General features: G+C 65.2%; 17 protein-coding genes. 13 read left to right on the top strand and 4 right to left on the bottom strand.

The window, feature by feature from the left end:
• Positions 1–15: 15 nt before the first annotated feature.
• The 3 genes from QJS31_RS30545 to QJS31_RS30555 all read right to left on the bottom strand — a co-directional run bounded on the left by QJS31_RS30545 (position 16) and on the right by QJS31_RS30555 (position 4681).
• The gene (locus QJS31_RS30545) at positions 16–1428 is read right to left on the bottom strand and encodes a hypothetical protein (protein WP_306358300.1); all 1413 of its coding nucleotides are present in this window, start codon (positions 1426–1428) and stop codon (positions 16–18) included.
• A 3-nt stretch (positions 1429–1431) separates the two neighbouring features.
• Positions 1432–3435 (bottom strand): ATP-binding protein, encoded by a 2004-nt coding sequence (locus tag QJS31_RS30550; protein WP_306358301.1) that lies wholly within the window; start codon positions 3433–3435, stop codon positions 1432–1434.
• Between the two features lie 436 nt (positions 3436–3871).
• A complete protein-coding gene (locus tag QJS31_RS30555) occupies positions 3872–4681 on the bottom strand; it encodes a nuclease-related domain-containing protein (protein ID WP_306358302.1) in 810 nt (269 codons plus the stop codon).
• A gap of 338 nt (positions 4682–5019) precedes the next feature.
• On the opposite strand from QJS31_RS30555, the gene QJS31_RS30560 reads away from it, so the two are divergent.
• The 6 genes from QJS31_RS30560 to QJS31_RS30585 all read left to right on the top strand — a co-directional run bounded on the left by QJS31_RS30560 (position 5020) and on the right by QJS31_RS30585 (position 10966).
• Positions 5020–5367, top strand: coding sequence for a hypothetical protein (locus tag QJS31_RS30560; RefSeq protein ID WP_306358303.1), 348 nt, complete (start codon positions 5020–5022; stop codon positions 5365–5367).
• Positions 5368–5459: 92 nt separating this feature from the next.
• Positions 5460–5792, top strand: coding sequence for a hypothetical protein (locus QJS31_RS30565; protein WP_306358304.1), 333 nt, complete (start codon positions 5460–5462; stop codon positions 5790–5792).
• Positions 5789–8317 carry a hypothetical protein gene (locus QJS31_RS30570; protein ID WP_306358305.1) on the top strand — a complete coding sequence of 843 codons (2529 nt, stop codon included), beginning with the start codon at positions 5789–5791 and terminating at the stop codon, positions 8315–8317. Before QJS31_RS30565 ends, QJS31_RS30570 begins: the two co-directional genes overlap by 4 nt.
• On the top strand, positions 8314–8805 hold the full coding sequence (locus tag QJS31_RS30575; RefSeq protein WP_306358306.1) for a DUF3558 family protein: 492 nt from the start codon (positions 8314–8316) through the stop codon (positions 8803–8805). The genes QJS31_RS30570 and QJS31_RS30575 overlap by 4 nt, the downstream gene beginning before the upstream one ends.
• A gap of 297 nt (positions 8806–9102) precedes the next feature.
• Positions 9103–9798 (top strand): bifunctional 2-polyprenyl-6-hydroxyphenol methylase/3-demethylubiquinol 3-O-methyltransferase UbiG, encoded by a 696-nt coding sequence (locus QJS31_RS30580; protein WP_306358307.1) that lies wholly within the window; start codon positions 9103–9105, stop codon positions 9796–9798.
• 37 nt (positions 9799–9835) lie between these two features.
• The gene (locus QJS31_RS30585; RefSeq protein ID WP_306358308.1) at positions 9836–10966 is read left to right on the top strand and encodes an FAD-binding protein; all 1131 of its coding nucleotides are present in this window, start codon (positions 9836–9838) and stop codon (positions 10964–10966) included.
• Between the two features lie 58 nt (positions 10967–11024).
• Here QJS31_RS30585 and QJS31_RS30590 read toward each other — a convergent pair whose 3' ends face one another.
• The gene (locus QJS31_RS30590; protein ID WP_306358309.1) at positions 11025–11612 is read right to left on the bottom strand and encodes a hypothetical protein; all 588 of its coding nucleotides are present in this window, start codon (positions 11610–11612) and stop codon (positions 11025–11027) included.
• A gap of 669 nt (positions 11613–12281) precedes the next feature.
• On the opposite strand from QJS31_RS30590, the gene QJS31_RS30595 reads away from it, so the two are divergent.
• From QJS31_RS30595 to QJS31_RS30625, 7 genes are all read left to right on the top strand, one after another.
• The gene (locus QJS31_RS30595; protein WP_306358310.1) at positions 12282–13391 is read left to right on the top strand and encodes a GAF domain-containing protein; all 1110 of its coding nucleotides are present in this window, start codon (positions 12282–12284) and stop codon (positions 13389–13391) included.
• A gap of 792 nt (positions 13392–14183) precedes the next feature.
• Positions 14184–14909, top strand: coding sequence for a hypothetical protein (locus QJS31_RS30600; RefSeq protein ID WP_306358311.1), 726 nt, complete (start codon positions 14184–14186; stop codon positions 14907–14909).
• Positions 14910–14926: 17 nt separating this feature from the next.
• The gene (locus QJS31_RS30605) at positions 14927–15703 is read left to right on the top strand and encodes a hypothetical protein (protein ID WP_306358312.1); all 777 of its coding nucleotides are present in this window, start codon (positions 14927–14929) and stop codon (positions 15701–15703) included.
• Between the two features lie 85 nt (positions 15704–15788).
• Positions 15789–17531: a hypothetical protein gene (locus tag QJS31_RS30610; protein ID WP_306358313.1), complete on the top strand. Its 1743-nt coding sequence runs from the start codon at positions 15789–15791 to the stop codon at positions 17529–17531.
• 882 nt (positions 17532–18413) lie between these two features.
• Positions 18414–19604: an AAA family ATPase gene (locus tag QJS31_RS30615; RefSeq protein ID WP_306358314.1), complete on the top strand. Its 1191-nt coding sequence runs from the start codon at positions 18414–18416 to the stop codon at positions 19602–19604.
• A gap of 64 nt (positions 19605–19668) precedes the next feature.
• The gene (locus QJS31_RS30620; RefSeq protein ID WP_306358315.1) at positions 19669–21366 is read left to right on the top strand and encodes a VWA domain-containing protein; all 1698 of its coding nucleotides are present in this window, start codon (positions 19669–19671) and stop codon (positions 21364–21366) included.
• A gap of 1336 nt (positions 21367–22702) precedes the next feature.
• On the top strand, positions 22703–25711 hold the full coding sequence (locus QJS31_RS30625) for a hypothetical protein (protein WP_306358316.1): 3009 nt from the start codon (positions 22703–22705) through the stop codon (positions 25709–25711).
• Positions 25712–25727 lie beyond the last annotated feature (16 nt).

Below are 25727 nucleotides of genomic sequence, written 5' to 3' on the forward strand. Positions count from 1 at the left end.
GTCGCACGGTCCCGCCTATCTGCTGAAGTAAGTCGGTGGTTTGACCGCCTGGAAGTCGGATTTCAGCCCTGGGATGTTCTGTTGCGCCATCATAGTTAGCACAGATCGCCCGACGCCGAGCGGCAGCGCGGCCGCCGAGTGAGCCAGCGCGACAGGAACGACGGCATGTTGGTACATGCGAGTTCTGAGTGAGTCCAGCACCTCACATATCAGCCGAAGCGTCGGGTAGGCATCCCAGCCTTCGACCTCGGGAGTCTTCAGGTTGTAGGGTGAAAGTCCCGCTGCTGGCAGGACTGTGATCACCAGGGGGTCGCCCGCACGCGTGCGATATATGAAGCGTCGGCCGTAGAACTCGTCCTCGCCGTATTGATTGCCCTCTGGTCTCCCCAGGACTCGGTTGATGTAGCGGGTCGGGAGCCGCATCATGTGACCGGCCGGGATCAAGTCCTTAATCAGCTCAGCATGTTCGACAAAGGCGCCCTGCTTTTCGATACCGACCATGAGCGGTGCCGCCAGTTCTCTTTGCGTGCACCAACTGCTGAGATCGCTCAGATGTTCCTGGAAGCGCCTCTTGAGTGGGGCAAGGGGCCCGTGGAGTGCCAGCGGACCGTCGGTGATGAAGATCGTGTGTCTTAGCACGTCGGGGGCGCTGTCGGCAAAAAAGTTCAAATAGCACAAAGACATCAGGCGTTCGGCTGCGGTCATGACACGCCCGAGCGGCTCGAAGTTCGATCCCTCGACCTTGTACTCCTCATATGTGCGGAGCACATCCGCCAGAAACAGGGGCTTCTTGCATGAAGGACAGGACCCGCCGGTGCGGGTTACGGTGAGGGTCGAAGCATCTGTGGCCTTGAGCCCACAACTGGGGCACACACGTAATCCGATCCGGCGGGCAGGGGCATCGCGGGTGCCGTGCAACGCAAGAAGTCCGTCAGCGAGCGTCATTGTGGTGCTGGAGTCAAAGCGCGCGCTGCTGAGGAAGTCATCGAGTTCGGCCCGCCAGGTCTCGACGCCACTCATACCCGGGCGGGCAAGCTGGCAGCCGGGAAGAGCGACGTCGAATGCATACTCGCTGTGAGCTTGCCGGACATCCCGCGGGTCGATGTATCTGGCGCGCGCGAGTTCCCGGAACACATCTAGTCGAACCATTGATCCGGCGACCCGAAGGTAGCCGACCTTCACGGTGGGGTGGTCGCGTGTCGCCTCAACCTCGGTGTCCGAACCATCGACCGTGATCGAGAAGTCCACGTCGTCGATACTCCCGACCAACGGCAAGTCCTTGAGCGGTGCGCACAGTCCGGCAATGTCGCTGTCGGTAGTCGGGCGTGCGCTGGTGACCGCCCAACGCTCAAGGGCGTCTTTGACGGCCTGGTTACGGGCTGTGCCGACGTGTCCTAGACGGGAAGCCTTCTCTCCGGTGTAGGACATCGACTACTCGCTCTCGGGCTGGACGTACACGGCCTCAAGGCCGGCGGCCTTGCGGGCGGCGTTGACCATGCTGTGGTCGAACTTGGCAATCTGTACCGGCACGATGTACTTGCCCGAGTAAGTTTTCATCCGTACGAAGCCGATATCCTCGGCACGGATGATGCTTGGTGTCCAGACCTTGAAGTCGTAGTAGTCCGCCAACTCCCGCGTCTCGTGGCCGGAGTTGAGGTGGGCTATTAACCAGTTCGAGGTGTTCGACAAAATTCTCTTGTCGACGGAGGTGACCTCTTGGGTCGCGTAGATCAGGCCCATGCGGTATTTAGCTGCTTCCTTGGACAGCCTCACCCAGGGATCGTCGACTACGTTGCGCCCACCTCGCTCGAAGAGGTTATGGGCTTCTTCGACAACGATTTGCATATCGACTGCTTCGTCGTCGGAACGGAATCGCTCCCCCGCGCGATTGAGGAGGTGGTTGACGATTATCTCGGACATGACCTTGGCGACTTCGTCGTTGCCGCTGGAAAGATCAACGATCGCCAAACGGCCAGCAAGCATATCCTGCCACAGATGTTCGCTCACGTCTCCAGTCGACTGGGCGCCGTGGAACGGGCGGATTGCGCGGATCGCGGAGGTTACGCCCGTATATTTATAAACGCCGTAAACAGCACTGAAGTGACATCTTTCGGTGTCATGCCACTTAGGGAAGTCATCGGGGTTTTCGCCCACCCATTCTGCCAGAGCACGAGCGGCAGAAGGCGATTTTACGCGATAATTTCCAGCCCTTCCGACCTGAAGTACAGCATCAGGATTCGCGGTCATGAAGGCGTTCATCGGTGCCGCTGGTGCGGTAATCTTCAGTTCCTGTGGAAATGAGGCGCCCGGGAAGCCACATTTGGCGAGCAGGCCGTAGAAGGCGACCAGCGCCCAGCCCCACCGGGATCGCTCACTGTGGTCGTTGACATCGGGTTCGGCAAGAACTGCGGATCGAAAGTCCCTGCCGTAGTTGGTATTCACCGAACAGGTGGCGTCGCTCACGAGGCTCCAGGCGGCCTCGAGTACCTCGCGGTCGTAGAAGTTGATCCGTAGCGGCTTCTCGCGGCTGTCGGACTGGCTCGGTTCGACCTTATATATGCGAACAGTGCTGTCGTCGTCCCCCAGTAGACGGAGTCCCGTACCGTCCTGCCTGTTGACGTTGGCGTATTCACCTTGCGGGTCGAAGATCAACTGGCCAATGGCACGGTCGTGCTCCGAACCATACCGATGTACCGCCGTAACCAGTGTCTTGATGGTGTTCGACTTTCCTGTCCGAGTCATGCCGAACACCGCCGTTTTGCGGCCGATGAAGTCCGAAACATCGATCCGGACCTCGGCCTGGTCGGTGCCAGCGATCAGTGCCTTCCGTCGGGTTGCGGCGAATCGAACCTTCCCGATAGGCAAGGAATCGCGAGCCTGGGCGGGCTCGGGGTAGGAAGCCAGCCAGGACAGCACCTTCGTCGAAGGCAAGAAGACCTGATAGCGAGCGGAAACCACAACGTTGTCGATATCGGCGCCGAACTCGATCGACGCTTCGCGGTCGTCGGTCTCCGTGTAGAAGGTGCCGAGAACCTCGCAATCAAAGGCGGACTGCTGCAGCTCATTTCGGGTAAGCACGTCGGTGACGTCGTCGAACCCGACGCCTGACGCACCGGCATCGCGCACGACCGCCAATCGAGTCTGGATCAGCTCCGACTCGTTGGGAAGCGGTGCCGTCCCCCGCACTCGGAGAAGGATAATTTCCTGATCCTCAAGGATGAATCCCGAGTCGGTGTTATCGCCGGCAACCGCGAGTAGGAACCCACCCCGCGGTACGCCGCCCGCCTCGCGCTTCTTGAAGTCATCGGTGAGGACGATCGCTGAATCATAGTCGAGCCTGAAAATGCCCCCAACCGGCAGACACCCCCTGTTGATCAGTGCTGTCAGCGGCTTCTTGAGCTCCACATTGCGCCGAACTTCATCCCCAATGCCCATCCCCGGCACTCCCATCGTCAGCCGCGCACACGCGCAGCACCTTCATCATGGCTTAGCTCCAAGCCGACAGAACGTTACGCTCCACCACTGACACACTGGAAAGTGTACTGGTACAACAACATTCATGTACATGTCAGCTTCCGGGCGGCGGATCGAGCAGGAAGCGCGCGAAGGGCGGGCAAGTCGACCTCACGGCCCGCAAGGGTGTCCAAGAGCTCCTGAAGATCCCGGCAGGCCGAATGCGGAACTCTGCTGCACGTAGCGCTGGAGTCACCTTCTTAAGGTAGTCGCCAGGTGTGACGTTCCGAGTCGCTTCTGCGAATCATTGGTCGCCGGATGACCCGGGAGGATGTAGGGGCGAAGTACTGGGCGTTTATTCGATGGACGGATCCGAGGAACGGACTGCCAGCAGCCATGGACAAGACCCGATATCGATTCACGGTCGTCGGCGGTTGGCGTGGAAGCGATGGTCGCGCTCGACCAGCCGAACGACGTCGGCGCAGTCGCTTGGGGTCAGGTGCGAGGAGAGGCACTTGATCGTATTCAGGAGCCGGTGGGGGTCGGTGCCGACGAAATCGACCGCGGGGTTCGCTACTTCGACGAGTTGGGCGTGCTCGTGCATGAGCATGACCGCTGTGTGGACTGCGATCTGATGCCCTTGTCGTGTCAGCCATGTCTCCAGGTCGTGCGCGATCTGGCCGACCTGCTGAGGCCAGCTGCGGCCGCCGCCGTCGACGGCCCATTCGGACTCGTACACATTCCCGCGCGTGCTGATCTTCTGGAACCACCACTGGTCGTCGACCGCGTGTAGCAGAACTCGGCGGCGCTTGACCTCGATGGCCCAGATTCCGTCGGGTCCGATCAGCACGCTGTCGGTCTCGCCGCGCCGGTTTCGGTAGCCGCGCAGCATGACCCAGTCGTCGGGCAGGGCCGACAGGTTCCAGGCCAGCAGGTCCTCACCGTAGGCACCCGACCCGTGCTGTTGCATCCGGCCGTATGCCTGCTGCGTGCTGTAGTCCGCCCACGCCACCTGCCGAGCGGCTTGGTCGACGTGGTGCTGTGCGGCTTCCTCGGCCTCGGTGGGGATGGCCAGTATCCGTTTCCAGAAGGGTTTGGCGCGTTTGGCGGCCTCCCCCTCGGTCTGCGCCTGCGCGTAATAGCTGTGCCAGGCAGCCTGATTCGCCGCGGTCTCGTCGAGGTGCTGCTCGGAGAGCCGCAACTGCTCGCCGACGTGATCGGACAGCACCTTGATTGCATCGTGACCAGCCCCCTGCGCACGGCTACCGCATCCAGCATGACCGATCCGCCGAACCCAGGCGCGGCGAATGCGCCGGATTCCAGCGGTTCGAACAACGAGCGGGCGGTCCGTGACATTCGGACCAGCTGCGCCGGGACGCAGGTTCGTTCCGTTGATGTGTCCCGTACTGTGATCGACGAGCACGCCCGAAGCAGGCAGGGGGTTATCCAGTGAGTTCAGCGCCGTCGAATCCGCCCGCGTACAGCGAGTCCCTGGGGACGAAGCTGGATAAGGTCGCTGACGCGTTGACCAGCGGTCACGCTGTGCAGCAGGTTGCTGGCGTTTCGGTGAGTGTGCACGCCGACGGGCGGGTTGCTGCGGTCCATATCGACGAGGGCGTCTTTCCTGGTGGTCGGCAGCTAGGGCCGCTGCTCACCCGCCTGCTCAACGGTGCACGAGAGCAGGCCCAAGCCGAGGTCGAGGATCTGGTCAGAGAGGCGTGGGCGGACCCTCGGGTGACCGATGTCGTGGCCGAGATCGGCGATGCGCCCGAACGGTCGCTGCCCACCGCGGTGGGAGCGAATCCGGCGCCCTCCCCTTCGCCAGCCCACGATTACGGGCGCGGCGATCCCGCCGATGAGGATTACAGTCCGTTGCGGCCGCGTTCGCCCATCGCCGCCGACAACGACTGGTAGTGGGTCCTGATCTTGGCCGTGGAGCCCGTGGTGCTGGTCCAGTAGAGTGACCGGCGGAAACGTACTGGTAGGCACGTAAAGGGGGATCGGCTGTGGGGTATGACGCCGAGGAGTTCATCTACGTCGATCCGGAACTCACACGCGGATTAGTCACCACGTTGAACTCGGCGGCGGACACGCTGGCGTCGATCCGCGCGGACGACCAGACACTCGAGTCGGCTATCTCGATGAGTCCGCTGCTGCCCGGGACCGCGATCAATGCGGCGTGCCTGTCCGGTTCCACGACGGCGACCAATGCTATGCAGGCGGCCACCGAGCAGGTGCGGGTGCTGGCTGTGCGTACCGACAACGGGCTGGCGGCGGTGCTGGCGCAGGAGGCGCAGACCGCGGGTGGGTTCACGCGGTTAGGCGAGGGTCTGCGGTGAGCGGGACGTCGATCCCGACCGTATCGCAGGTGAAGGCGTGGGACCTCGACGCATTGGCTCGGCAGGGAACCTATTGGACGCAGCAGGCCGCACGGTTCACGACCGACCTCGATAACGCCTACAACGCGGTCGGCAACTCCGTGGACTATCTGGTCGGGAAGTTCGGTACCGCCGCCCGGGACAAGGGCATGGTGATCCGCGATCAGGGGTACAAAGCCGCCGGGGCGCTCGAGACAGCGGGTCAGGCGATCGCCCTCGGGGTGGAGCCGTTGCGGTTCGCCAAAACGACCGTCACCGACTTGCTGGCCACCATCACCGCGGGCGGCTATCTGTGGGGTGAGGACGGCACGGTGACGGTGTCGCTGTCGCAGCTGGCCAACGCTATGTCAGACAAGGACAGCGCTAGCGCGGCGATCAAACTCGCGGCGTTGCAGCGGCAGGCCGAGCAGTACACATCGTCGCTGCAGGCCGGGCTGATCGCGGCCGGGGCCATGGCCGACAGCGTCGCCACGGGCATCAACGAGGCCATGGCCGAACTGCCGAGCCACGGGCCGGGCGTGGAGAATCCCGCGGTCGACGGCACGACCGGCGAACGGCTGGGCGCACAGGTCAACAGCTCCGACCAGATCCCTCCAGAGGTGCTCGACCAGGTCGATACCATTCTCGACCAGGTCACACTGACCGATGAAGAGCAGGCCGCTCTGCAGGACGGCCGGTCGGTGGTGGTGCCAGCTTCGACGTTGGAGTTCACGCAACGATTCCTCGACACTGCCGGGCCGGAAGGTTTCTCCCGGCTCAGCGAACAGCTCAACTCCCAGGGACCGGAAGGGCAGGCGAAGGCGCAGGCACTGGCGAACTCGTTCATGCTGCTGTCGAACGAGAACGTCAAGGGCGTCAAGGCCGACGGAAAGCAGATCGAGGGCGGCTACGAACAGCTGCCGCAGGAATACCGCGACCTGATCTCCAGCCGCGTGGTCGAATTTCCCACCGCCCAACAGCCCGGAGAACCCGGACATCTACCCGACGGCAACACCATCACCTACCCCGATCCCGATAACGTCGGCCAGTACCGGGCGGGGCTGGCGCATTATGAGAACCTGCGCGGGCTCACCACCGCGCTCTCACTCGCCGACGAGGGCTACACCCCGGGCACGAAACTCAGCACCGAGCTGTACCGGCAAGGCGGGTTCCTCGCCGAGGTCGTCACCGACCCCGGTACGCAACGAGCCCTTCCAAGCGACCCCGCTGTCCTGCAGGACACCATCCGCAACACCGTCGAGGTCGCCTCCCGTAACACCGACGCCTCGGCGATCATCTTCACCGGCGAGGGCACCCCGGAACAGCTGGGCGCGGACTACCGCCGCGATGCCACCGTCATGGCGCTGGCCCAGCACGACTGGCCCGAAGGCGTCGAGAACTCACCAGTGCAGAAGATGTTCAACTGGATTCCCGAGAACGCCCACGTCGAGGTGCCGCCCGGGCATCCCGACTATCAAAGCCAACTCGCAGACGCCACCCAGGCCGGCAAGTCCGCGCGGGCACTGGCCGACATCATCTCCTCCGCGAAGTCCCCCGATGGCGTCAACAACTTCGACACACTGTTCAAAGACGACAACACCGCCGAACGCTACATCGCCAAAGCGCTCGTACCGTATGTCGGCAACATGGTCGACGTCGACGAAAACCTGGTCGGCACACACGGATTCGGCACCCTCAACCCCGTAGAAGCCACCCGCGTCTTCGCGCTCATGAACGCCGACGGCGAAGGCGGGGCCCTGCTCAACGGCGCGGCGATCGCCACCGCCTACGAGTTCGACCGCGCCTTCGCCCGCGGCGACGGCGGCCAAGATCTCGCGGTGTACTCCGGGCGACTACAAGGCCTCGTCGAGGGCGGGCTCGCCGCCGAGATCGGTCTCAACAACTACGACGCGACCGCGGAGTACAACCACCGCAAGGAGCTCTACGGCGCCAGCTACCTGGCCGCCAAGGAATGGATCAACCTGCCCGTCAAACTCCTACCCGGCGAGAAATACATCTGGTCGCCGATGATCGCCTCCATCGAAGCCTTCGGCAAAGATCCGGCCGTCGCCGCGCTCAACGACAAACCAGACCTGTCCTACCCCGTGCTCAACTTCGAGATGCCCGACGGCCACGACAACGACCCGAGCCCCGGCGACACCTCCGAGCGCCACCGCGCCGCCCAACGCTACGTGATGCTCCAAGCCCTCATCGACAACGGCCGATTCGACCCCAGCACCCTCCCCGAGGACTTGAGCGACGGGGCCGGAGGACTCAAACCGTTCGACCACATGAAGAGCACCGAAGCCACCCAGATCCCGAAGATCCTCGAAGACTGCGGCGTGGAAGGACTCGGCCAGTACGTCGACGACAACACCCTCGGCAGCCAGATCGTCCGCGAGGTCGTCTTCGGCGGCGAGCGCGTCGAACCGGGCAACCAGATCTTCGTGCCGGTGCTACGAGCAGGTGCGGCGCCTGCGGTCGCCAACAGATGGGACGTCTCATGATCGCCAGGTTCACTGCACGAGCATCCGCTGTTGCCGCCGCTGCAGTGGCGGTCGCGGTGCTGGCGAGTGGCTGTGGGCAGAACACCGATCCTGGCGAGGCCGCTCCGGAATGGGATCCATGTACCGCCTTCCCGGAATCCGCGATGCAGAGTGTCGGCATGGAGCGCAAAGCCAATGGTGGTGTGCCCGGCGCGGTGTGCGTGTGGTCCGGCAACGACTACGTTGTCAGCATCCGATACCTTGAGCGAGATGTGGACTGGTCCTTGGGATACCAGGACATCACGCCGACCACGGTCGGCTCCTACCGCGGCAATATCTATCACCTCGAAGGCGAGAGCCACCCGTACAAGTGTGGCCTGCAACTCGAAACACGCGGCGCGAACGTCCTGTTCGAGGTGGAGAACACCATGTACCGCGAGCAAGACCCTTGTGCCGTCGCCACCCGGATCGCCACCGGGCTCGAGAGCTATCTGCCTCCGGCCGCGTAATCGAAGGCCTACCGGACACGACCTGCTTCGACATGGTCGAAACCACAAGATGCCACAGATTTCATGCGACGAAGTTGAAGTTGCAGCGATGTGGCCGACCAAGAGCGAGTTCTACATGCAGAACAGCCCGGAGACTGGTTCCTGGTAGTCCAGGGCACCGGTTGATGACGTGAACCGGCGTGGTCGCTACCCGCGCATAGCCTCGGGCGATTCCATCGACGACCGGGCGAACTGGCCGATCGTGTGGAGGGCTGAGCGGTATCGTTGATATCCGATCGGAGCGAGGGGTGCGCGTTGATGATGGATGAGGGGCAGCCGAGGTTATCGAAGGGCTCTGACCAGGTGTCGGCAACGAGCGAGGGGACCTCGCAGGCGCTGGCTTTCGATCGATTGGTCGAGGACTACGAGCTGGCGTACTCGGACCGACCCGAACAGGTTCGCGCGGTGGCTTGGCTCTCCGAACGCTTGGGAGTAGGCGCACGAGTCCTGGATGTCGGTTGCGGTAGTGGTGTTCCGACCGCCCGCCAGTTGGTCGATGCCGGGATACAGGTTGTGGGCATTGATAATTCACCCGCGATGATTTCGGCTGCGGCGGCAGCGGTTCCGGAGGCCACCTTCCATACCTGTGATGTCTTGGAGTTCACCGAAGTCGGATTCGACGGCGCGGTCGCATTCTTCTCGTTGCTGATGCTGCCCCGGTCCGATATCCGGCTAGCGCTCTCGGGTCTGCACGATGCCGTCAAGCCGGGCGGATACTTACTGGTCAGCATGGTCGAGGCCGATCTCGACGACGAGGCGGTCACCTTCCTGGATACGGACGTCCGGGTCAGCGGCTATCTGCGCGGCGATCTTCATACAGTGGTGGAGCAGGCTGGCTTCATCTGCCTCGATATGCGGGTCGTGTCGTATACGCCCGCTCTCGATGAGGCAGATCCCGAAACTCACCTGTACGTCTATGCCCAGCGGCCTCGACTCGGCGGGGAACCCTCGTAGCAGAGCGAACTTGCGGCCTTTCGATACAGTTCGGGCTATGGCGGAGGCGGACCTGCACGGTGCGACGCGTGATTTTGGTGGCCTCGTCAGCCGAACTCCGCGTCTGGTCGTGCGCCCTGGCTCTGCGGAGGAGATCGCCGCGCTCGTCCGGAACGAGGAGACGAGGGTTCGAGTGGATGTGATTGCCCGCGGTTGCGGGCACTCTTCCCGCGGTGAGTCGTTGACCGACGGCATCGCCGTCGATATGCGCGGCATGGCGCGTGTACACGAAGTGCTCGGGGACCGCGTCGTCGTGGAGGCGGGTGCGACCTGGCGGGAGGTATTGGAAGCCACGCTGCCGCGCGGGTTAGTTCCGCCGGTGCTCACGGACTACCTCGACCTGACCGTGGGCGGGACGCTCTCCGCTGCCGGAATCGGCGGAGCTTCGCATATCCACGGAACCCAAGCCGCCAACGTCTTCGAACTCGAAGCAGTCACCCACACCGGAGAGGTCGTCACCTGCTCGCCGCGGCACCGAAGCCAGCTTTTCGACGCACTGCGGTCGGGGATGGGCCGCCACGGCATCATCACCAGGGCGACTCTGCGCCTGATCACCGCGCCCGAGAATGTGCTGTCGTGCCGCGTGCGATACGCCTCGGCGGCGGAACTCCTTGCCGCGCAGAGCCGGATCACCGCAGATCACATCTCAGGTCAGGTGAAGTCCTCCGGATTCGAACTCAAGGCCGTGGTGTACGACGTGAGCAGCCCGCCCCAGGGGTTGACACCGATCGACGTCGAGGAACTGACTTTTGAAGAGTTTGCCGACCGTATGCGGCCGGACGTGGAGAAGTTGATCGAGGTCGGTGAGTGGGATCGCCCGCATCCGTGGGGCCAGGTCATCGTCCCCGCCGACCACGCCGTCGAGCTCATCGAGGCGACGCTGGCCGAGACCTCACCCGCCGACATTGGCCTGAGCGGTGTCATTCTGATCAAACGCTTTTCTCCCGGGCCGGTGCCGATGCTACGTGCACCTTCGGACGCGGTGCTGTTCGCGTTTCTGCGCACGGCTTCGCCTGGTTGCAGCACAGCTGCGCGGATGTCAGTGGCCAATGATCGGCTCTACGACCGCGCTGAGGCCATAGGCGGTGTCCCGTATCCGCCGGTCCCTATACCGGCTCGCTCCAAGTGATGGGATGTGGCTCTGGTGTGATCCCCCGCATTCCGGTGGACCGCCGTGTCCTATGTCGTCAGGATTCGGCTCCTGGGTTCTGTTCGGCCGGTTTGCCGATGTAGAAGTGGGCCGGTTCGCCGTTGGTGAAGGCGACCCATATGTTGCATTCCACTCGCGTGACCACACCGGTGTCGGGGTCGCGCAGCAGTTGGTACGAGCGCGGACGCTGGATGGCGGTGTGTCCACGGTCGTAGATCGCCCGGAACTCAGGCGACTGGTCCAAGCACTTGGCCAGTATCGCTCGGGCCTCGCTGTTGTGCGGGTTGGTGGCGGCTTGGCGCAGCGAATTGCCGAGCAACTCGGTCTCCGGCTCCCACTCCACCAGCACCTCACGGGCGATCGGGTTCAACGCCGCCCACTCCAGCAGGTTAGTGCCGACGGTGATGCCGGGGAAGGCTCGCCGGTACTCCTCGTTGGTGGCGAGAATGTAGAGCTGCGGGGTGCCGTAGGCCGCCAGTAGCGGCGAGTAGACATCGGGGCTGGGTGCTTCGGCAACGGTGGAACCCAGCGGAATCACAGCGGGGAAAGGCGGCGCTGGCGGATCGGGCGGAGGCTCGGCGATAGCCTGCTCGGCGCTGCGATACCGGTCCGCGGACCGTCCCATACGGCGGTTGATGAACCCCAGGTCCGTCGCAGAGCATTCGAACAGGCACTCGAACTCGGCGACCAACGTGTGCGGCCATGAGCATGAGCCCCGCTCGAGCCGTGACACCGTGTTCGCGGTGATACCTGTCGTCTTCCCATGCGCCGCGGCGAGGTCGGCGATGGCGCGCGCTACCTGTTCCTGGGTCCAGCCGCGGGCGATCCGGAGCTCGATCAGCTTGGTATTCGGCCGCACGCGTCCTGCACCGCGACCACGCGCGGGACCCGGGCTCAGTCCTGGACCGTGGTGATCCTGTCCGCCCGGTTGTTGCGCGGCTCGCCTCTTCGCACCGTATTCCGATTGCCCTGTCGTCATCGCCATCCCCCATCGGACTCCGCGATTCGCCTCCTGGTTTGTTGAAGCTATGGCCTACATCACCGTACTCCAGCAAACGTTCCGCGTACCACCCGATTGATGTCCGTCGATGCAGGTCAGAGCCGTTCCGCCCCCGTTCAAGGTCGATTGGACCGGAGACGGACGCGGCAATCTGGTGCAGCATCTGCCTAGCTTGAAGCCTAGTTTTCAGCCTTGTCCGCGGCCGTTCTGAAACAACGGCGTGGCTGGTCGAATGGGAGGTGGAAGCGAACCAGTTCTCGCTACAGATGGCCAGCACGACGAGGAGGTGCGGAGATGACCACAGTGCAGCCAGACGCGCATTCGACACCTCTCGAGCGCGGGGGTTCTCCCCACAGCGCCCGGCCGGAACCTGCGGATACCCCGCACGCGGGCGACTCCCATCACGGGTTCGGGGGTCACTATCTTCTCGTGGAGTGTTTGACCGGACCGGAGCTCGAACCGACTGTGATCGTCGACGACGAGGGCCCGCACCGATTTCACCGGCTGTTTCGAGCGTTTCGCGGGAACGGTCTGGCGTATGTCGCCCCTACATCGGTGGATGCTGGACTCGCGCTGCTCGCCGAGGCAGTGTCGGAACAGATGCCCTGCCAAGGCGAGCTGCCGAGTCACCGGTCTCCGATACTCGCGACATGCATCCCGATCCTCGGCCCATCCGGCGCTGTCCACGCCGTGCGGATGCAGGTCGGCGAGACCGAACCCGCTGTGGTGACGCCCGTCATCCCGCTGGAGTTCGATGCCGGTTTCATCGCGCGATTCGGTGATTCGCACGGACCAGCGCCGACCCTGTTCCGTACCGACACGACCTGGACTCTGCCCGCATTGCTGGAGCGTGTCGTCTGGATCGAGAAGCGACTGGAGCTGATCGCCCTGTTCGATCCCGCCGATCCGGCCTGTCGATGGTGCGGAAGCCTCGTCATCGACGCCCCGGACACGAAGTCCCGGCGGCACTTGTGGATGGCGGTCCGTTCGACCACCGACCACTATGGCCAGCGCGTCGTTCGCGGCATCATCGCCGATGTCACCGACATCACTGCCGCGCCGGACCGAGATCCGCTGACCGAGCACCTGTCCGCCCGAACACCACGCGGTCACGGCTCGGCGCTGATGGACCTGCGAACGACCTTGATGCACTCGTTCTGCTGCTGCGAGGACCCCCGCATGATCCTCTGGCGTCACCGCAACCCACAGACCCATCCCGCCGACATGCTGGGCTTGTTGCAGGTCCTCGCGGACCTCACGAGTAATCGGCCTGCGCAACTCGCCTTGCGCATCCGGTTCACCGACGAACAGCCTTGGACCACGCTTCACGCCACCTGTACGCCGCTAGCCAATTACTCTCGCCCGCAAGCGAACATCGACTTCTGGATAGAAGCACACAACTGAACACCGCTGCCTGGACAACGAACTACCGACAGGTCAGCTGATATCCCATAGATTCCGGCGATCCGAGACTATCCGGCGCCGATGTGCACGGCCGCTACCGCGACTGCGGTAACGGCCGTCGCCTCCCTGATGAGAGGGGCGACATGCCATCGGGGCCTGCGATCACCGACGTGTCTTCGAGACCCCGTCACCGAAAACCCTTGGTGCGACTCGAAAGGCACGACGATGAAGACAAATCGGCGATCGACTGTGAACCGACTGCGGGAGCTACCGGCGATCCGACGCCCCGCCCGCGCACTGACCGCCCTGGCCAAAGAACTTCAGGTCCATTGCGGGCGCAACGACGACGCGGCACCTGGACGACATGTCGTCAGCCAGCTTTCCACCGTCGAGCGACGTTCGCGGTCTCCGATCCCGGCGGCGTTGGCGGGTGTTGTTCGGGACAACGCGGATCGGGGCGCAGCAGTGGGTATTTCGGTGGTCTGGATGCGGTCGGGACGTGTCCTGGAGTGTGAATGGTGCCCGCGCTTGGATGCCGACGTGCCGTCAGCACTGCGGACTGAGGCCGACGACGCGGTAGTGATCGCAATCGCGCCGCAGCGCCTCGCGCGCCCGGTCACCGGACGGGCCTGCGTGGTCGCGGAATATCTGGAGGCCAGGGGATTTCGCGTGCGTGTCGTGCATGTGCGCACCCTGCGCGAAGGCGCATTGTGGACCTCGTTGCGCGGACGAGCGGTAGGCGGAGTGGTGCCCGCGCCGCGGACCTCGTGGCATCGGCCGAGACTTCCGCATTTGGGAGCTGCGGCCCTGACAGCGCGTGTGCTGGTGGCCTCGTGCGCGGCGGTCGCGACAGTAGTGTGCGCGACGCCCACGGTGGCCGCGCCGCCGGTCGGGCAACCCGGACCGGGCGTTGATCAGCCGTCGACCGGCCAGGCCGGTGTCACCGCACCCCCGCGCGGTGCCGCCCCCGTCGCCGCGCCCTCGGCCGACGTAGAGCCCGGCACGAGCGCGATGCTCGTCGGCGAGACCACCACCGTCGGCAATCCGCAGCACGGTCAAGGGGTGGGGGTCGGTTCACAGGGACCGGTCACACGGCCGTCGGCACCGGCTCGATCCTTCGGACCGTTCGTCGCGGATTCGGGACCTGTTGATCCGGGGACGCTGCGGCTGGGCGCGGCCGAGGTGGCGCGCCCTGAGGGAATACCCGCCGCGCTGGCCGCTCGCGAGCGCGAGTGGAACGACTTCCTGGTCGACCACATCGCTGGCGCGGCTGAGCAGGCCGGGCTGAATGAGGCGGTCGTAGAGCCGGTGCTCGGATCGGCTGGTGAGGACCCGGCCCCGGTCCCGCAGGAGCTGGTGTGGGCGCAGACGGTGGCCACCGATCCGCAGCTGCTGATGCCGGTTGCCGTGCAGATGGCCGAGCCGCTGATCAGCGAGGTCGCCGCTCCCTGGGAAGCCCTCCCGCCGCAGGCGGCCGAGGCCATCGATGCCGTGCTGGCCGTGTTCCCGCCGGCCTGAGCCGAGGGAGCCGACCGATGAACGAGATCGATCTGGACCTCGAGTCCGACGAGGATCGGGTGCCCGAGCAGATCCTGCTCGATACTCCTCACCGGGAGACGAGCACGGCTGGGGCACCGGATGAGCCGGTGGGATTGGCGCAATGGTTGACCGATCAGGCCCGCGCCACCGACTCCCTGACATTCGAACCTGCTGCGATTCGTCCGCACCGATGGCGCATTGCCGCGAGTGGGGCGTGCGTGATGGTGCTCGCTGCGGTGTTGTTGCCTCTGACCCTACGTGGTCCGGGTGAAGCGTCGCCCGGACCGGTGGCCCCCGCCGGCACGGTGGAGGTCGCGACGGAAACCGCTGCGCCGCAGCCGCCTTCGAGACTGGTGAGCGGCAACGCCGCTGGGTGTGTGAGCTCGGTCGGGGAAGCCGAACTCGTGACAGCGGCGACCGGCCCCCGTCCGTTGCACGCGCATGGCGGGGCGCACGCGATCGCGCTGTTCGAGGCCGCCTATTACCGGGCACGCGACGGCGGGAAGGCACGGCAGTTGCTGCTGGACGCATCGGTGGCAGTCCCCGACGCGGCAGCCATTCAGGCGGGTATCGACTCCCTGCCAACCGGGACCACCTACTGCGCGCACATCGCCGAACTCGCCGCCGGGGTGTACACGGTCGAGATCCGCGAGACGCCGCCTGGCGAACCCGAAAGCGTGTGGCGGCAACAGATTTCGACCAGCCACGGCGACGGCGCTGTGATCACCCACATCACCGCCCTGCCGAGTGGGTGGACCGACAGCACTGGTTGAGCGGCACACGATTCCGACGGACACGGCGAGCAAGGTGGCGGTAAGGATGCTGATCGCGCTGGCAGGACTGACAGCGGAGGCAGGTGTGAGCACGACCGCGCTCGTGCTGGCCGCCGCTTGGCCGGAAGGGCACCCGGTCATCGTGGTCGAAGCAGATCCGCGTGGCGGGCAACTCGCCCGCCGCTGCGGCGCTGACCCGCAGCGCGGTCTGGCGAGTCTGGCCTCGGCCATCCAGCAGGGGCAGCGGATCGGTCCCGCCGACCTCGCGCTGCATCTGCAACGCCATCCCGTCGGCATCGACTACCTGGCTGCTCCCGAGGACCCCGCGCGGGTGAGCGCGGCGCTCGCGCATCCCCTCCGGCTGCGCGAAGCCAATCCCGGCCGCTGCGAGCGGTGGTATCGCGACCTGGTGCTCATCGCCGATTGCGGCGTGGCCAGCCGGACCTCGCCCGCCGCACCGCTGCTGGCCGGGGCAGACGCAGTGCTCGTGGTGGTTCCCGCGGCGAGTCTGGTATCGCCAGACGCTGAGCAGCAGCTTCGCGATATGGCCGACTGGTGTCCTCGACTGGCGGTGGTGACTCTCGGTGAGGGCGCCCCCGGTCGCCGTCTCGCCAGAAAGGTCGTGGGCCGGCTGCCGCGCCGAGACACGTTGTCCGACGAGGTGGCACGAGGACGAATCCCTTGGGAGGCAGCCGAGTTCAGTAGCAGCTGCCACACACTCGTCTCGACCCTCAGGGCGCGCATCGAGCCGTCCCCAGCGACCGCTGCCGCGCCGCGTCCGTGGACGCCGTGGCGGCGCGCAGCCCGCACACGGTCGGCCGTGCCCGGTGTCTACGCGATCGAGCACCAGCCCCTGCACAATGCGCTGTCACGGGATCACCGACCGCCGACTCAGCACCGGACGATGCCAGCGACATTCGCGCACCGATCGCCGAGCCTGGTCGTCGAGCCAGTCCTGCGATCGGCGGGGGTGCGCGAATCAGCCGGGTCTGCCCTGCCTACGCAGTCCGCGCCCGGTGCGCCGCTGGCGGCCGAACCGGCTCCGGTGCGCCCTGGTCTGACAATGCGGCTGTTCGGGCCGCTGCGAGTGATCTGGCGGCCACAGGCGGGCGAGCAGGCGCAGACCCCGCCGATCGAGATCACCGCGCGGCTGCAGCGCCGCAGCCAGGAAGTACTCGCGCTGCTGGCCACCCACCCCGAGGGAGTCAACCGCACCCAGCTGCTCGAGGCGCTGTGGGGCCGACGCGGCACCGTGCGACCGGCCAACGCGATCTACACCACCCTGGCTCGGCTGCGCGCCGCTGTCGCGCAGGCTACCGACGGTGCCGTGGACCAACTGCTGATCACCGGCTCGGGCCGCTACCGGCTCAACCCGGCCGCGGTGAGCGTCGAGGACTACACCGAGTACACCGCACTCGCCGCCCGCCGACGCCGCGCCACCGATCCTGACGAACACCGCGCCCACTGCACACGGTTGATCGAGCTGGCCGCCACCGGTCGCCTCGCCGCCGATCTCGACGCCGACTGGCTCGACGCGGTGCGCAACCGGGTCCGCAACGAGGCGATCACCACCGTCGGCGTGCTCGCCCGACGACTCGTCACCGACGATCCGCACGCGACCGCGCACCTGCTCGAAATGGCGCTCGACATCGACCCGCACAACGAAGATGTTTTTCGCGATCTGATGAAACTCCAAGCCCGCCACGGCCAAATTCACGCCATCGACAGCACTCTCGAAATACTCACCCGACGACTGAACGAACTCGACGAACAACCAAGCAGTCAAACAATCGCACTCGTCCGTTCCCTCCACGAGAACGCGAACTGAAACGCTACGACGTCGGATATGTGCTCGACGTCCCGAGCATTGAGAGTCCGCAGTCGGACATGATCTCGCCACGCGCGGCGCAGGTGAGCAGTGCAGAATGCGCCACCTCGATCGAAGCGCATATCCTCGCCTAGGTTTGTCGATGCCGGAATATCGGAAATATCCCCTTGCTGCCTGCGGGATTAGAATGGACGGAAAACTACCGTCGCGGGCCGCTGGCGACCGTCCGCGCTGCGATCCGCGCGTCGAATGCGAAAGTTGTTTCGCGATCATCGGTGCTGAATCAGCGAGACGTGACTCTGGGTCCATGTGCGACCCTGCCGCACCGGGGCGGGCTGCCCGGCGTGTTCGATCGCGTTCACTGGGTAGCGCCATAGGTAGCGCGATAGGTAGCACGTTAGGGGGCGCGATTGAGACGCGCTACCCCAAAGTCTACATATCACCCGGTCAAGGACGTGGTTTACCGCTCGACATCGCCCAGGGTCCTACCACCCGGTAGGAACAAACCCACATGCGGCCGGGCGGTTCCCGGTTGCCCAGGCCTCACGGCGTGCCCGCTCCCATTTCTCTGCTTCCCTGCAATCTCCTCGCGGTATTCGACCCATCTCGACCTATCTTCTCGAATTTCTGGCATCTCCTTTCGGTCGTGACGCGGTGAATGGTGGCGCGCATTTTCGTAAATTATTGCGCTGACCTGCGGATTTGTCTCCGAAAAAGGCATGGGGAATCGAACAAATGGAGTTGTTTTCGTGTTGCGGGCGGAGTTAATCTCGTTTCGTTGGGGAAATCGAAACGAATCACCGCCGGGAAATTACCGGCCTCGCGCATTCCATGTTTCCTGATTGCCGCGCCCGACCAACCTTTTTGACAAAGGAGTTTGCGATGTCCGCACCTGTTACCGTCCCCGTATCCGTTCCGGTCCCTGCCGCCGGGCGGCTGGGCAATGGTGAATTGCGCCGCATGGTGGCGCGTGTGTTGGCCGACGAGCCCGGTACCGAATTCAGTCCGCGTGAGATTTCCAAGCGCACCGGCCGGTCGTCGGGCGCGATCGGCAACGCGCTCGATGTGCTGGTGCGCGACGGCCACGCCGACCGCACCCAGGACAAGCCCCGCCGCTACCGCGCGAACGCTGGCACCGCCAGCGCCGCCGCTGCCGCCCCGGCCCCGGCCACCCCCACACCGGCCCCGGCTGCCACCCCCGCGCCCGCCACGGCCACACGCCGCCGCCGCAAAGCCACGCCCGCGCCCGCGCCTGCGGCCCCGGCCGGGTCGGTGGCTCCGGTGATGCGACCCAACGGGCAGGCGTACCACCCGCGCGCGCTGGCGGGGCTGCCCGATGTGGAGGTGCTGGCCCGTATGCGCGCGAACGGGGTTCCGGTGTTGTTGTACGGCCCGCCCGGCACCGGTAAGACCAGCCTGATCGAGGCCGCCTACCCGGATCTGCTGACCGTGCAAGGCGATTCGGATACGACCGTGGCTGATTTCGTGGGCGAGTACACACAAACCCCGGACGGCCGGTACGAGTTCGTGCACGGGCCGCTGGTGCGCGCGATGCGCGAGGGCGCGGTGCTGTTCATCGACGATGCCACCCTCATACCGCCGAGCGTGCTCGCGGTGGTGTACCCGGCCATGGACGGCCGCCGCGAGATCGCCATCAAAGCCCACGGCGGGGAGATCGTGAAAGCCGAGCCCGGGTTCTTCGTGGTGGCAGGCCACAACCCCGGCATACACGGGGCGATCCTGTCCGATGCCCTCGCGTCCCGGTTCGCGTTCCAGGTTGAGGTGTCCTCGGACTACGAGATCGCCGACGGGCTCGGCGTCGACGCCCGCGCGGTGCGCACCGCGCGGGCACTGTCGCAGCGGATGGGCCGGGGCGAGATCGGGTGGGCTCCGCAACTGCGCGAGCTGCTGGCCTTCGCCAAGATCGCCGACGCCGTGGACACCGCCACCGCCGCCGCCAACCTCATCGGCACCGCCCCCGAAGAGGACCGCGACATCGTCGCCGAAGTCGTGCGCACCGAATTCGGCACCGCCTACAAACCCCTCGCCCTGGGCGCCCGCCTCAAGTCCTGACCCCGCCCCGGTGCCCCGGGCACACCCCGGGGCACCGGCCCCCACCCCGAAGGAGCAGCTCGCCATGACCGCCTCACACGTGACCACCGCCCCCACCGCACCCGCATCGGTACCGCCCGCCCTGTCGGACTGGTTCGACCTGTCCCAAGCCATGACCGCCGAGACCCCCGCCATCGCCGACCGCGCCGACCTCACCGTGGTCATCGCGCCCGGCGCGGCAGCAGGCGAACTCGCCATGTTCGTCCCTGACCACAAGGTGATCGCGATCGAGGGCCTCAACCTCGGTGTCGACCCCGGCACCGCCCGCCCGTGGCGCTACGCCGATCGCAACCGCTACGCACCCACTTGGGGTGCGCTCACCCACGAATGCGCTCACGCCCGCCACACTCGCTGGACCCCGCCCCCGGCCACCGCCTCAGACGTTGCGGCGGCAGCCACGCTCCTCGAAGAGGCGCGTGTCGAGGCCGCCCAGTTGCGCCGCCGCCCCGCCGATCGGCACTGGCTGCGTGCGAGCACCCGCGCGCTGGTCTTCGCCGACTCCGGCGGCGAGTTGGCCGCCGCTACGGTCGCACCCACCCGCCACGCCGCCGCCCGCGCCGCCGCGCTCATACTCGCCCGCATCGACGCCGGGGTCCTCGACGCCGACGAGTGCGCACCCGCCGCCGCAGTCATCGAGAAGATTCTCGGCCGGGATCTGTTGCGGCAGTTGCGGACTCTGTGGCGTATCGCGCACCGACTCTCCGATACCAACACCACCGGCATGCTCGAACTCGGACGACGCTGGGCCGAACTTCTCGGCCCCGAACCCCACACCACCCCGCAACCGAACTCCCCGCTGGGCGAGGCAGTCACCGGCAGCCTCGGCGAAATCGCCGAACGAGTCGCCGCCCATACCCTGCCACCCGACCCGGCCGACCTCGCCGACCAGGCCGCCTCCGACGAAACCCTCCACACCGACCGCGCCGACACGGTCGCCAAGCAGGTATTCAGCAAGCGCCCCCGCCCCGGCCCCGGCAGCCGCCGCCCCCTGCGCGCCCCACACGACGACGAACGGACCGCCGCGCGGGTGCTGGCGCGGGCACTCAATACCGCCAGCCAGCGCGAGCGTGCGCTCACCAAAACCACCTCCGCGCTGCCGCCGGGCCGGTTGCGGATGCGCGGCGCGCTCGCCCGCGACGCCCAGCGCGCCGCCGGAGCCATCCCCACCGCCGAACCGTTCACCCACACCACCCGCAAACCCGTTCCCGTCCCGCCCTTGCGGATCGGCATCGCCTGCGACGTGTCCGGTTCGATGAGCGACTACACCGACCATGTGGCCTCGGCGGCCTGGATCATCGCCACCGCCGCCAAGCTGGCCACGATGCCCGCCGAAACGGCCACGCTGACCTTCGGCCGCGAGGTGCTGCCGGTCACCTACCCGGGCACCGCCCCGGCCAAGGTCACCGAATTCGCCGCTACCGCCGTGTACGAGGCCGCCGACATCGCCATCGACGCGTTGGACGGTGCACTCGGCCTGTCGCGCCCGGAGAACACCCGGCTGCTGGTCATCATCTCCGACGGGTGCTTCCGGGACGAGCCTCGTGAGGCCGCGCAGCAGCGCCTGAATCGGTTGCGTGGGACTGGGTGTGCGGTGTTGTGGCTGGCCCCCGACGAGCCCTGGTCCGAACCACTGTCCGGGGTGACCGTGCACGAACTCACCAACCCAGCCGACACCATCGCCGCAATCGCCCGCGCGGCCGTAACCGCCGTACGCAGTGCATGACGTGATATCCGGGTCCCCCTTGGGCTAGGCCCGACGGCATAACCGATCGTTGTACGCCAGGTCGGGGTCGAGGAAGGTGTAGGTGATCGTGACTCCGACCCGACGCAGTGCCTTCGAACCAGCCGCCGCAATGCACGCGGGTCCGGCCGCGCCTCAGGGTTCCAGCAAGTCATGAATTGAGGGCGTGACCTGCGGGTTGGCGGGAGTGGAGGGTGGGTGGGCACACCGTAGCGGTGATCGTCGTGGTTGTCGAAGCCTGATATTCGAAAGCCGTTGCTGTGCCCGCGTTGTCATAATCGCCGGACGTGGTCGGTGACGCTACTCCAGTCCGCGATTGCTGTGAGCCGCTACCGAGCATCGCCGCGCCCACCGGCATCACCTCCGCGCCTGCAACAGGCACGTCGAACTACTACTCATCTTCTGCAATCCGACCTTCGGAACCCTGGGCCGCGCTTGCCTCGCCGATCAGTGTTCGTGAGTAGGTCTCGGTGAATCGGCCCGGCTCTGTAGGGCGCCAATCGAATCGGGGCACACAAGCCAACATCGCCGGACGCGACCGGCTTCGCCCGACATTCTGCAGCCTCAGTCCCGAAGTGACGGTTCGTGCTACCGGCACCTTGGCCCGGTGCGCGTACGGCAACGGAAGGTCGGGCTGAACGACGGCACCATGACGGCAGCTGACGCAACGTGTCACCGTCGAACACGGGCTGGGCTGGCGGGCTGGGTCCGCCTGGCGAAAAAGACTGTTCTACCTGGGTGTCTTCGGAGAAGTTAACTGTTGGGCGTTGACACTGTTCATCCCTTAAGTCATGCTTTTGCCAGCGGTACAACCGCGTCTTCTCTGGTGAGATGCACCGAGCCCTCTCTCAGAACATCGATCTCGGCACCGCCACGTCGTGTCCCTGCGTCCTGCACGGGGACGTCCCTCGCAGATGCCGAGCAGCGTGGCAGAGACGGTCGAGTATCAGCAGCGGTCGCCAGTAGGAGCCGTATGCCACGCGCCGAAAGCCGATTGCCCAAGGGCTTGGTGGCCTTTGGCGTTACCTCTCGGTGGTGCTACGCCATCACCGTCCTTGCTGCGGTGCTTTGCTCGATCGTTTCGGGAAGACACGTCAGGGTTCGTTGTCCGCTCGTCGGCCACTGAGTGGCCTGATTGCGTTCAGTCCCAAGTCCAATGACGGACTTGGGATTTTTTATGCCCAGCGTAGGAAGGACTGTCGACTCTCATGTTCAGTACCGAATTCAGCGAGCCCAGCAGCTTTGGCATGCGCCTGTTTCGCGAGTCCCCACGACCCCTTATGACACAACAGATCACGAGTGCTATCGAGGGCTGGTCATGATGGGGATCTACCAAGAACACGGCTGGGTGCCTCGCTGGACCCCAAGTGCTCCTGCCGATCAGACACCGGCTGACGAATCGAGCCCTGTGACATACCGGGTGCACAACTACACTGTGAAGAACGAGGCTGAAGCGGTCCGCCTCTACCAGCGAATCCTTGCTGGCGAGGACATGATCGCGGCGGCCCTCGCCGATTCTGCGCGGCCACGGTCCGGGTCGACAGGTCCAGGAAACGTTGCGGCACGACAGGACTCGCCGACCACCACACCTCTGTTGCAGGCGAAGCCGATCACTGATCCCGAGTCGAATTCCGAACTCGACGAGGACGGGTTCGTCGTGCCCCAACGGGATACCGTCCCGAATCCTGGCGCCCATCTGCGGCCAACTCCTGAAGCACAACAGAGTCCCGAGGCGCCAGCCGTGGACGCGCCGCCTCAGGCGGCTACTGACCAACCAGCCCGGAGCGGGCCTGCTGACAGCGTGCCGTCGCCTCCCGAACGAACGTCAGATCCGGAGCCTGAGCGTCCGGACTTCATCGATCCGCGGGCACTGGTGGCCGTCCCCGGTCTGTACGCGATCTATAACACCGACGGAACGCTGAAGACCGACGAGCAACTCGCGGCCGATCAAGCCGGCCGCGACACCGCAACCGGTGACCAGCCCGGGGCTGTCATGGTCCCCGGCGTCGGCACCGTTGAGAAGACCATCACCGCTACCGCCGAGGGCTGGCAGGTCGACTACGAGGTCACCCTGATCGACGGAACGATGGCCACCTCGAGCAAGCCCGGCACGATCGATATCACTCCCCTCGACAACGGCCACACCGCCACCACGCTGTCGTGGCAGGCTGCTCGCCATCAGGCCGGTATCGAGCTGGCTCGTGTGCTGGGGCAGAACATGCCCGGCCGCGACCCCGCGACCTCAACCGATCCCACCTCGGTGTTCGCCTCCAGCATCGAGCACCTCGGCGATGCCCGGCAACTCGTCGAAGTGCTCGAACGACTCAACGTCGGAACCGCCCCGGTCACCATCACAAAGGACGAGAACGGAAGGATAATCAGCCTCAGCGTGGTCGGCCTCAACGGCCGCGCACACATGGTGCTCCTCAACAGCAGCACCGTCAGCTGGGATCAGGAGGGCAAGAACTACTTCGAGTTCTACCGCGCTGTCGACGGTGCCCTGTTCACGCCCGAGGGACACCGGATCGTCGAGGTGGCAGGCTACTACATCAGGGTCGATGAGGACGGCGTCCCGGTCCTACCGGACAACCTGTTCGCCCACAACGCGCAGGTACTCAGCAGCAACGGCGTGCGCACCGACCGTCCGTACGGCGCTGTGCTGCCCGGGAACGCTCGGCTGCAGCCGCCGGGTACCGGCGGTGGCCCGCCGTCAGCCACGACCTCCATTCCGGGCTACCGGGGTCCGCTGCGTTATCCGGTGACAACAACTGGCGACGGCGCGTTCTACGTCGAACTGCCCAGCGGGGACTACAGCGCAATCGCGGCCATGCGCAATGGTGACCTTGCCGCCATCGAGGAAATCCCAGTCCCGGCAGGAATTACCGCCAAACATTTATACAAGGTCCAAGGCGGCGGGCTGTTGGTTGAGACAGAATCCGGAATCCACTGGGCTACCGACCCCGGCACCCCACCGGACGCCGCAGAGATTGTCCAAAAAATCACCAAGGCCGTCGCGACCGAAGTTGTCTGGCTCGCTGCGGGTGAAGCCGTTGGCTACGCCCTGATTCGCGTTGGCACCAAACTCCTACCCAGAATCATCGGCCCACTCGCCCGCAACGCCGACGACACCGTCAAAGCCGCACCCCGACCTGCCCAGATTCACAACAACATCAGCCGAACTCCGCCAGCCCGAGCGGTCCAAGACGCCGTCCCACCGCACATCGCCCCGGTCGGGTCTACCCCCACACCGCCGGTAAAACTCCCGACCAGTCAGCATCCCGCGCTGCCCAAACCCGCCGCCGGAGCACCTACCAAAGGCACGATCGAGACCGAAGGAGTTGTGGCTGTCAACAGCCGTGCATTGAATCACGGTACGGTCCGCGCCGCGCGAAACGATGCGTCAACGGCACTGGTTGGTCGTGGACCTGGTGTCGGTCGGTCCATCGACGACGTCGGTTGGCCGGGTGCCTCGACGAGACCCCCTTCGGGCGGACCGCAAGGCAGGAATCCAGCACTGGAATCGGTTCCCTCGCGGGCAGCCGACACCCCGGCAGACCCGCGAGCAATCGAGGGAGGAATACACAGCGGCGGACGGGCTGGCGTCACCGAACATCAGTGGCAAGCGCAGTTTCCGGGGCTAGGTGCCAAGGAGTTGTCGACGCGTGTTGAGAGGCTCCGGCAGGAGCTTCTGAGAACAAACGATATTCATCGAGTTGCGCAATCCGCTCGAGCCATGGGCGTTAGGATTGACCAGGGGACGGTGCGGAAGATCAAGGAGTACAACTTCAACAGTAGGGGATTGAACTTCGCGACCGAAAACTACCTCGCGTGGAGACGGCTCGCCACTGGGAGGGCAACTGTTAGCGATGTGCGCTATATCGTGCATGAGCGAGCTGAGCTTGAAGCGTTGGAGCGAACAGGATTCAAGTTCATGGGTGAGCCAACAAAGCGAATGTCGAGGGAAGAGCTGAGAAAATGGAATGCGAACTTCGACTGGCACTACAGAAACGCTCACTCGGCCGCGTACATGGTCGAGTATGATTTCATCGCAAATGCTGTCAACCGCGTAACGAACGGTAGCGTAAAAATGCGACCCGAAGTTGCTGCCGCCATAGACCCAGTAAACCGCCAGCCTCTGGACTACATGTTCATCGGAGGAGTGCCACTCAGGGAGCACAGTCAACTGGCGAACTGGGAAGAGATAGGGCGTAGAACGATTCGACTAACCGACGCAATGGCTGAAAAGCTTGGCACGTACAGTAGACAAGTTCGTGTCAGTGAGCTGATAGAACTTGTGAGACGAATGCCCGTTAGTCGATGGCAGTAGCGGAATCAGCAGAGGA

The sequence above is a fragment of the Nocardia sp. CC213A genome, assembly GCF_030766805.1.
GTDB lineage: Bacteria > Actinomycetota > Actinomycetes > Mycobacteriales > Mycobacteriaceae > Nocardia > Nocardia otitidiscaviarum.

Bases quoted from the DNA above. Each gene is read 5' to 3' on its own strand.
- QJS31_RS30545 (WP_306358300.1), bottom strand. From the start codon at position 1,428: ATGTCCTACACCGGAGAGAAGGCTTCCCGTCTAGGACACGTCGGCACA.
- QJS31_RS30550 (WP_306358301.1), bottom strand. From the start codon at position 3,435: ATGGGCATTGGGGATGAAGTTCGGCGCAATGTGGAGCTCAAGAAGCCG.
- QJS31_RS30575 (WP_306358306.1), top strand. From the start codon at position 8,314: ATGATCGCCAGGTTCACTGCACGAGCATCCGCTGTTGCCGCCGCTGCA.
- QJS31_RS30580 (WP_306358307.1), top strand. From the start codon at position 9,103: ATGATGGATGAGGGGCAGCCGAGGTTATCGAAGGGCTCTGACCAGGTG.
- QJS31_RS30585 (WP_306358308.1), top strand. From the start codon at position 9,836: ATGGCGGAGGCGGACCTGCACGGTGCGACGCGTGATTTTGGTGGCCTC.
- QJS31_RS30590 (WP_306358309.1), bottom strand. From the start codon at position 11,612: ATGGGACGGTCCGCGGACCGGTATCGCAGCGCCGAGCAGGCTATCGCC.
- QJS31_RS30595 (WP_306358310.1), top strand. From the start codon at position 12,282: ATGACCACAGTGCAGCCAGACGCGCATTCGACACCTCTCGAGCGCGGG.
- QJS31_RS30605 (WP_306358312.1), top strand. From the start codon at position 14,927: ATGAACGAGATCGATCTGGACCTCGAGTCCGACGAGGATCGGGTGCCC.
- QJS31_RS30615 (WP_306358314.1), top strand. From the start codon at position 18,414: ATGTCCGCACCTGTTACCGTCCCCGTATCCGTTCCGGTCCCTGCCGCC.
- QJS31_RS30620 (WP_306358315.1), top strand. From the start codon at position 19,669: ATGACCGCCTCACACGTGACCACCGCCCCCACCGCACCCGCATCGGTA.
- QJS31_RS30625 (WP_306358316.1), top strand. From the start codon at position 22,703: ATGATGGGGATCTACCAAGAACACGGCTGGGTGCCTCGCTGGACCCCA.